Source organism: Streptomyces sp. SBT349 (genome assembly GCF_001083795.1).
Lineage (GTDB): Bacteria > Actinomycetota > Actinomycetes > Streptomycetales > Streptomycetaceae > Streptomyces.
In genome coordinates this window covers 1-7,042 of record NZ_LAVK01000373.1, presented here as the reverse complement: position 1 = coordinate 7,042, position 7,042 = coordinate 1, and the positions used below count along the sequence as shown (strand labels likewise).

The 7,042-nt window shown below is 64.4% G+C and carries 4 protein-coding genes and 2 pseudogenes; 2 read left to right on the top strand and 4 right to left on the bottom strand.

What is annotated here, in order from left to right; translation table 11 throughout:
- Both ADY01_RS39440 and ADY01_RS41945 read left to right on the top strand, forming a co-directional pair.
- Positions 1-557: pseudogene (locus ADY01_RS39440) on the top strand (hypothetical protein); the annotation flags it as partial.
- 213 nt (positions 558-770) lie between these two features.
- Positions 771-1,556 carry a zinc finger domain-containing protein gene (locus ADY01_RS41945; RefSeq protein WP_420715756.1) on the top strand — a complete coding sequence of 262 codons (786 nt, stop codon included), beginning with the start codon at positions 771-773 and terminating at the stop codon, positions 1,554-1,556.
- Positions 1,557-2,732: 1,176 nt separating this feature from the next.
- Here the strand turns inward: ADY01_RS41945 and ADY01_RS30395 are convergent.
- From ADY01_RS30395 to ADY01_RS30380, 4 genes and pseudogenes are all read right to left on the bottom strand, one after another.
- Positions 2,733-3,062: a histone-like nucleoid-structuring protein Lsr2 gene (locus tag ADY01_RS30395; protein WP_049579880.1), complete on the bottom strand. Its 330-nt coding sequence runs from the start codon at positions 3,060-3,062 to the stop codon at positions 2,733-2,735.
- A 1,390-nt stretch (positions 3,063-4,452) separates the two neighbouring features.
- On the bottom strand, positions 4,453-5,823 hold the full coding sequence (locus ADY01_RS41040; protein WP_234320477.1) for a protein kinase domain-containing protein: 1,371 nt from the start codon (positions 5,821-5,823) through the stop codon (positions 4,453-4,455).
- 158 nt (positions 5,824-5,981) lie between these two features.
- On the bottom strand, positions 5,982-6,731 hold the full coding sequence (locus ADY01_RS30385; protein WP_234320476.1) for a SpdA protein: 750 nt from the start codon (positions 6,729-6,731) through the stop codon (positions 5,982-5,984).
- A gap of 35 nt (positions 6,732-6,766) precedes the next feature.
- Positions 6,767-7,042: pseudogene (locus ADY01_RS30380) on the bottom strand (IS630 family transposase); the annotation flags it as partial.

Sequence of the window (7,042 nt, the reverse complement as noted above, 5' to 3'; positions counted from 1 at the left end):
TTTTTTTTATGACGCCGCCACCAGCGATCTCCTCCCTCATCTTTTTCGTCGGCGGCGTAAGTTGTGTAAAAGAGACAGCCCGCGCCGCCCCCCAGCGCGCCGCCGCCCCCCTCACCGGCGCCCCGCCGATCACCGACTCCCTCATCGACCTTGCCCGTCTCTTGGACGGCCACACCGACACCACCCGAGCCAATGACGCAGCGGAACGCGCCGGACTCCGCCCTGCTGAATTCGGCCGCCTGCGCGCCGCACACACCTTCGGTGGCCCACATGGCGTCCACGCCACGCTCTACCGCACCGAACCCGACCCGACCGCAATCCAAAACGCCATCCAGGACATCGACCGCATCCGCCCCTCCGTGGCCATTCCTCTACGCGTCGACGGCAATCACATCACCGACGAACACGCCCAACTCCAAGTACGTCTCGGCCCCGACCACCGCTGGTACCCCTTTACCGCGCGCCACGACGACTGGGCCCCGGCCCCCGGCCCCTCACCCGATGCAGCCGCTGCCTACGCCGCCGCAGCAACCGCCAAACGGAACCGTCGCTTCTGACCCCACCCCGCCTATGTGACTCTCTCGCAACGCGTTCGTGGCGGCGTACGGATGCTCACGCACGGTCGCGTCGACTGCCCGAGGTCGGGAGGGGAGCGGTCAACTTGAAGCCGTCCATACAGATCCGTCCAGGTGAAGAACAGGCGCAGACATCACTCCCCTTCCGCAGTCCTTGTGCCAAGGCGGTGATGGAGCCCCCTATCGTGGCTGACCGTGACGACCACCTCTTGGGACAACGACCACGTGTTGCCTCGCCCTAGACTCAGCACGGACGGCACCGGCTGGCTGACCATCACAGCGTCGCCGCAATGGTGGCGTGAGAAGACGACAGCTTCGGACTGGCCCGACTACATCACGGCGGCAATCTCCGTAGCTGAAGAGAACATCGTGCCCTGGCTTTGCGGAGCGATCGCGCCAAGCACGGGGCGGCCCTGCCGCGTCAATACTCAAGTCGAGTCCTGCCCGCACCACGGTCCTGGGAACGAGGACCACCGCTGCAATGAGGCGACCAAGGGTGGCTCTCCATGCCGATGGAACCTCTCAGTCCGTGGCGAGTGCCCGAACCACCCCGCATCCTGGGAGCGACGGCAGAAGACGGCAGCCGAGCATCAGGAGGCGGAGCGTCTGCGGCAGGAGAAGGAGCAGGAGTACCGACGTCAAGAAGCCGAAGCGCACTCGAAGCTAGCCGAGTCCATCGCATGCGTTTACTGCTACGCCGCAGGCGGCGAGCCGTGCCGCGATCCACAAGGCGAGCCCGCCTTCCGTATCCATAGTGTGCGAGCGAAGCATGCTGACCACGTCCAATTCGCGGCAGCTAGCCCCTGCACCAGTTGCGGGGCGGAGGTCGGGGTCCTGTGTTCGACCTCAACAGGCAGCAATGCGCAAGCGCCCCACTCGCCTCGCCGCAGGGCCCAGCGCGTCCCAGCGCAGCAACTCATGCCGCAGCATGCCAAAGAGCCAGAGGAATCACGAGTGACCGGCCACCCACCCCTCCCCTGAGCAGGGCCGCCTCCACACACAGCCAGCGCCGGTGGCCGAGTCGAGCGCTTCGGTCAGCCGACGCGCCCGCGGGTCGTCCGCTGACCCGGCCGTGACCGAGCAGTTGAGGAACTCGGGCCTTGGCACCCCTGCCCGGCACTGCGGGTGCGCACCCATGCGCGCCATCTTATTCATTCGTGCCAGTGCGTATCGTACCCGGGGTAATCACCTCATTCACTCACGCAGGCCCCACCCGGGATGCCTTCCTTCGAGCGCGTACGAGTATAAACTATTCCAGAGGCTCTCATACGCGATCGGTACCCGCGGCCGGAAGTGCCGCTACGCTGTTTCGGAGCCTGGCTGATCGGCTCGATATTGAAAACACCGATCAGCACCCAAGTAACCACGTAAGAATCCCTGATGACACGGCTGCCGCCAAGGCCATACAGAGCCGGACAGGGAGCCGCTGGAGGGTCACTCGGAAGCCTCCAACGCGGAGTTCCAAGTACGGATGCTACAGGCTCTCGTGGGCACCGTTGCACGCGACATCGGGCAAGATCCGCTCCTTTCACAGCGGGAGATCTACTCGGCCCCGATAGTTCAGCACGCGCTGTCACCGGCTTTCCAGTAAGCCAAGCAAGCGATTGAGAGCAACGGCAGCAAAATATCATCCCAAACCTAATTAAATTACCGCAAAACTACGAGCAGTCGAGAAGGATCGCACGTCTGGCGGTATTTCAGTTGTTATCGCCCCCGTAACGCTACGTGATACACAGGGAACGTTGAGAGCGCCCACAAGCTGACCAATCCACACCAACGACTAGCGGCAAGAAGTATGCGGCTGGTGGCCTCGACACCGCGGGAAACGCCCCGAAAGGAATGGTGCGGCCCGCTGGCCACCGTAGTTGGTAACCCATAGGTGCTCTGTCTCCAGCGTTCAGGGCACCTAGTCAGGCGATCAGAGGTCGACCTTGGCAACCGTCGGCTCTTGCGGCTCGGCCTCCGTCGCATGGAAACTCCGCGAACAAATGAATTAGAAGTAAGTCATCGGGTAATGCCGGCAACTTCCGCGGCAGCTCACGAGAGATTCGAAGATAACACCCACGTCATTATTGACGGCCACTTCTCTATACACCTGCTGAAGTAGCTCCGGCCCTCTCCATCAGGGAAGGGAGCCGACAGCATACGGGGTACTGGTCAATGGGCCTTCTCGTATGCTTCCCGGACGCTGGCCGGCACCCGGCCGCGCTCGCTGACCTCAATCCCCTGCTCCTTCGCCCACTCCCGGATCTTGGAGGAGTCCACGGCTGCTGCTCGCCTGGCGCCGATCGCGGCTCGCTTCCCGCGGACGGTCTTGCGTCCGTTCTCAATGAACGGGTTCAGCGCCTCAAGCAGTTTGTCGAACGAGTCGGACGTCAGGTCGATCTCGTAGTTCACGCCGTCGAGGGCGAAACGGTGGGTATCGACATCCTCGGCTTCCGCGCCGGTGAGGTCATCGGTGTAGACAGTGACGATCTTCTTAGCCATGAGCGGAGTATATGCCCCCGCTGGAAGAGTCGGGCAACCCGAACGGCTGCACTGTGTTGGTCCGTGAGGAATCCATCAACCGATTATCACCGTTGAGGGGTGAACTGGCAGCAGCCACAGTTATACAGAAAGTGCGAGCTGCGTGCTCACCTCGTAGCAGGACGCACCCGCCCTGCGGCCGGCCAGGGCCGGAACCCCCCCGGAGTCACGATGCTCTGGCTGCTCGGGTCAGGAGTCTGACTCAGGCCGAGGCAATCCATCCAGACCGCCACGACATCGGGCGGGTGGCGGATGAAACGCTCGGCTTTGATACCACAGAGCGGGACACGCTCCTCCTCAGTGTCGGACTTCGACCCTCCAGCGCTGGCGGTACGGCGGCACTTGATGATCTCCGCTTCCTCTTGCGCTGCATGCACGATCCGGTCATAGTCGCCGACGACACATGGAATTGGATCAGTGGGAGGAGAAGGTGCGCGGTCTCGTGGAAAGCCTACTCACTTCTGAGGGATCAGAACCGCTGAGCAGAGCTGGCAGTTTGAACAGCAAGTCGAATCCCGCTATCAACTGAAGCTTGTTGGGCCAGGCCGAGGAAGTGCCGCGCGGAACTTGGGTGGTCGCGCAGTGCGGCGGCAACAAGTCGAGCAGCGTCCCCGGACAGGGAGCGGAGCCATGGGGTGACTCGGTCCTGGGCACTCCACTGGTCCCAGGCGCCGTCCCAGACAAGCATGCTGCGTACGGCTTCGTCGAGTAGGTCCCATGCGCGCTGCTGTGCTGCGTGGGCGGCTACCCCGTGCAGCCACATCACGGCACGGGCGGCTTCCCCGAACCGCACCCGCCTTGCACCACCCCCATCGACGTGTTTCGTCATGGACTGCAGCACGTGCGTGGCCTGCCTCGGATTCCTCATCAGGGACAGGGCGGCTTGTGTGGGACGTAGTTCGGTGACGGCGTGAAGGTAGAGTTCGTAGTGCTCGGGGTGCTCAGCGGCCAGGTCCAGCAGTGCTTCGATAGCGGCCTGGTCGCCTGACTGCGCTCGCACTTGCAGGCCCTGCGCCCTCTCTTCCAGCGGCTGAGGGGGGCCGGCGAGTTCCTGGTCAATGAGCTCCAGCAGATCCTGAACGCTCTGCGGCCGATGCTGTGGATCGTGTTCCGTGGACTTGCGGACGATGGTGCGCCAGGGCCCGGGCGACGGGTAGAGGGCGACGTTGGGTTGTGGGTTCTCGCCCGTCAGAGCCCACGCGATTACCCGACCGAGGCTGTAGATATCGCTGGCATGCGTTGCTTCGTGCGCGTCGATGGAAAGCTCGGGTGCGGCGAAGCCCTCGGTGCCGATGGAGAAGCGAGTGCGGCCGACCTTCGTGGTTTCTCCCCGTGGGCGACGGACGATGCCTCAGTCCGCGAGTGTCCATTTGTTGTCGAGCAGCAGGATATTCTGCGGTTTAATATCGCGGTGCAGCCAATCGTGGCGGTGGGCCACGGCGAGGACGTCGATCAGGGATCTGGCGAGATCAAGGAGCCTTTGAGGGTCCTGCAGCTCATTGTGGCGCTCGGCTGCCGTGGCCACGGCCATGGGCATAATAAGCCATCCCTCCTCGGCGTTGGCGTCGAGGATGGGCATGTAGTGGGGGTGGCCGTCGAGGACGCGGGAGATGTCTATCTCTCTGCGCATGCGTGCGGTCGGTATCTCCATCTGGGAGGTCCGACGCTTGAAGGCGACGACGGTCTGAGACGTTTTGTGGACGGCCCGGAAGACTTCGGCCTGGCCTCCCGTTGTCAACGGTCCAGGGTCCAGGCGGTAGTCCTTGCGCTCGCCGCGCGCACGGCGCCGCACTGTATCGTACCCGGCGCCAGCCTGAGGACTCGATCCGTCCTTGCTGATCGGCACCGCTGAAACCCCGTATTCGCCTTTGAACGTGTCCTGTATCAGGCCAGGGATGGCCGGCATGGCGGAGATGGGGATTCGGCGGCCTGCGTAGAGGGAGTATCCGCTGATGCTGTCGACGGGGACGAGAGCGTAGCCGTCCCGGCCGAGCGCGTCGTTGAAGATCCGCAGTAGTCGCTCGACTTCCGTACCGTCTGAGCGGACCACGGGGTGGATCATCTCGGATAGGAACCGCAGGAACGTCTCGTCGGGTCCGTCGCTTAGGAAGAATCGGACGTCAGTGAAGACCCAGTCATTGTCCCAGTCATCATTGTTGAAGCGATGCTGGACTATGTCGCCTTCTGCTGTGGCGAAGCGAGGGTCGTTACTCGGCAGCGCATCCAGGTCGTAGAGGCGCTGGAGAAAGTCGACCTCGTTCAGATCACCGGCCCAGTCAGTGTTCTGCAGGCGCAGGACATCGAAGATGCGCCGCCGGGTGAGGTCAGTGATGCGGTGCCGACGGGCGTCTACCGTGGCTTCGGGGGCAGCCCCGAGTCTCTGTCGCCAGTCGCGAGCCGGTTCCGGGAGCAGGGGTCGTACGAGAATCCTGTCGACTGCGGGTCTCTGGTTCTGGCGCGCGACCTCTGTCAGCGTGGGCAGCAGGTGCTCCAGCACTTCCTTGGGGAACGCCGGAGAGTCGACTTCCTCCACGTAGAAGACGGCAGCCCAGTAGTAGTCGTGCCAGTTCGTCTCCGTGACAAACCCGTCATCGGTTTGCTCAAAGTCCAGTCGGTGCACGGCCCGCAGCAGCGTGACCGAGCCGATGTCGCCCCGTGCGGAAAAGAGCGCTGCTGCCTGCGCCAGCACCCGCTCGCCAGTGTCTTGCTCGTCCGCCCCCATCCTCCCACTCCCTCTGCTGAACGCCCGAGGCCCCGCGCTGCCTTGCGTGCATTCTTTCAGCGATCGCCGGCAGCGGCGGGGGTGGGGCGGCTTGCGCCAGGTGCATTGTGACCTTCCATGAGTCTTTGACTCGTTGGATCGGGTTGGTCCGAGTCGGATCACGGCCCTCGGCCTACTGGCAGACTCACCCTCTCGGACATACGGCGCGCCGTCTCTCCTCGTTCGACGTCGTTTGCCCTGCCTCTTCCCTGCCGATGCCTGACCTCACCTTTCTCCCAGCGCACTGCGGATACCAGCTTCCGGGAGGTCTCGGCTCCGACGCGCAGTCGTTTGCGAAGGGTCTCGGCCGAGATCGGTCGCTGGTGCTCCTCCCGGTGACGCGCATCCTCCACGCGGGCGCGGGCAAGGAGCACCTCGTCCACCAGTAGGGAGCGCTTCCTGGCCGACCCGCCGCTAGCGTCGGACTCCGATCGCAGCCCCAGCTTCCGGGGATCCTCAAGACGCGACGTGGTCCGGTGACCGGAAGGCGCGGGAGGCAACGGGGTCTCCTGCTGGCTCGGTGTACGGACACCCGTCTGATCGGGCGCGTCGACGGATTCGTCGACCGCCGTCGAACGGCTTCCCGTGGTGGTGATGGCCTGCAACAGACCCGGGCCGACTTCCGCCCAGCCAATCAGCAGCAGCGGCCCGACCGCGTCGAACGCCGCCCGGCCGTAGTGCCCAGCCAGCAGCGGCTCCGTGACGTTCAACGCCAGCGTCATCACACTGGCCAGCACCAGCAGACGGCGAGCCGGGCGAATCTGCTCACGCGGTGTGCCATGCAGCGCGAGGTAACGCACGCCCAGCAGGAGACCGAGGACGGACAGATCCACCGCAGGAGCCACCAGTGGCGCGACGTATGCCGGCACGCCTAGTGCTGTGACCGTTTAGGTTGCCGGGTTGGTCAGGCTGCGGGTGTGAGGGGGCGTCCGCCCCAGCGGATGCCCTTTTCGCTGCGGATGCGGGCGCGTTCTCGGCGTTGGGCGGTGAGCACGTCGGGGTGGCGGGCGTTGGCGTTGCGCCAGCGCAGGTAGGCGTGCAGTGCCTGGGTCTGCGCGGGGTGGCTGCGGTGGTGGGAGTTGGCCAGGGTGAACTGCCGCAGCGGGCCGAAGTGGGCTTCGATCGGGTTGGCCCAGGAGGCGTAGGTCGGGGTGAAGCACAGCTCGACCTTGTTCCTGTC